At 65.8% G+C, this 1,517-nt stretch carries 1 protein-coding gene and 2 pseudogenes; all 3 read left to right on the top strand.

Features of this window, described 5'->3' with window-relative positions; translation table 11 throughout:
* Nucleotides 1–265: pseudogene (locus EAW56_RS12135) on the top strand (ABC transporter substrate-binding protein); the annotation flags it as partial.
* An 87-nt stretch (nt 266–352) separates the two neighbouring features.
* Nucleotides 353–1,336 carry a carbohydrate ABC transporter permease gene (locus tag EAW56_RS12130; protein WP_095536412.1) on the top strand — a complete coding sequence of 328 codons (984 nt, stop codon included), beginning with the start codon at nt 353–355 and terminating at the stop codon, nt 1,334–1,336.
* Nucleotides 1,333–1,517: pseudogene (locus tag EAW56_RS12125) on the top strand (carbohydrate ABC transporter permease); the annotation flags it as partial. The gene EAW56_RS12130 and the pseudogene EAW56_RS12125, both read left to right, overlap by 4 nt.

The following is a 1,517-nucleotide window of genomic DNA, read 5'->3' as shown; positions in this document are numbered from 1 at the left end:
CGAGGAAAACCAGCTCTCGCTCGCCGAGAACTCCTTCCCGCCGGTGCTGGCCTCCATCTACGACGACGCCGAGCTGGTCAAGGAGCACCCGTACCTGCCGGCGCTGAAGGAGTCCCTGGAGAACGCGAAGCCGCGCCCGGTCTCCCCGTTCTACCCGGCGATCTCCAAGGCCATCCAGGACAACGCGTACGCCGCGCTGACCTCCGGAAAGAGCGTTGACGACGCGACGAAGGACATGGCCAGCGCCATCCAGCAGGCCTCCTAGTAGCCCACGCATCACGCCCGCCACCGTTTACACTTCGGTCGCGGGCGTTTTGCCCGTTTACGCACCAAAAGAAATGGAGTGTGGTGTATGACAACCGCTTCCCCCAAACGGCGAAGGCACCGCAGCGACGCCGGCAAGGCCGCCGCGCTCGTCGCCCCGGCGCTCGCCGTGCTGGCTGTCGTGATCGGCTACCCGATCGTGCGCGCCATCTGGCTCTCGTTCCAGTCCGACAAACACCTCGACCCCGCCACCGGCCTGTTCACCGAGGGCGGCTTCGCGGGCGTCGAGCACTACCTGTACTGGCTGACCAACCGGTGCATGACCGCCTCCGGCGAGGTCGGCGCGTGTCCGCCGGGTGTGCTGGCGACCGACTTCTGGCCGTCGGTAAGCGTGACCCTCTTCTTCACCGTCGTGACGGTCGCGCTTGAGACGGTGCTGGGCATCGGCATGGCACTGGTGATGAACCACCCGTCGCGCGTCCGCGCCCTCATCCGCGCCGCAGTGCTCATCCCGTGGGCCATCCCCACCGCCGTGACGGCGAAGCTGTGGCAGTTCATGTTCGCGCCCAGCGGCATCGTCAACTCGCTGCTCGGCCACAATATCGCCTGGACCACCGACCCGTGGGCCGCGCGCTTCGCCGTCATCATCGCCGACGTGTGGAAGACCACCCCGTTCATGGCGCTGCTCATCCTCGCCGGCCTCCAGATGATCCCGCGAGACGTCTACGAGGCAGCGCGTGTCGACGGCGCGTCGTCCCTCCAAACCTTCACCCGCATCACCCTGCCACTGGTGCGCCCCGCGCTGATGGTCGCCATCCTGTTCCGCACGCTCGACGCGCTGCGCATGTACGACCTGCCCGTCATCATGATCTCCGGGTCCTCCAACTCCCCCACCGCCACGATTTCCCAGCTCGTGGTCGAGGACATGCGCCAAGGCAACTTCAACAGCGCCTCCGCCCTGTCCACGCTCATCTTCCTGCTCATCTTCGCCGTCGCATTCGTCATGATCCGGTTCCTGGGCGCTGATGTGGGTGGCAGGCAGGCGTCGAAAAGCATGAAAGGCACGCGATGAAAAAGTTCTGGCACTACGCAGGCGTCATCTTCATCATGTTCTGGGGGCTCGCTCCCTTCTACTGGATGCTCGTGACCGCGCTGCGCGACCAAGCGCACACCTTCGACACCACCCCGTGGCCGACGCACGTGACGCTGGACAACTTCCGCGACGCGCTCGCCACCGACAAGGGCAACGACTT

Origin of the sequence: Corynebacterium gottingense (assembly GCF_003693265.1) — a bacterium.
In the GTDB taxonomy this organism is placed as follows: domain Bacteria; phylum Actinomycetota; class Actinomycetes; order Mycobacteriales; family Mycobacteriaceae; genus Corynebacterium; species Corynebacterium gottingense.
This window is presented reverse-complemented; position numbering and strand designations above follow the sequence as displayed.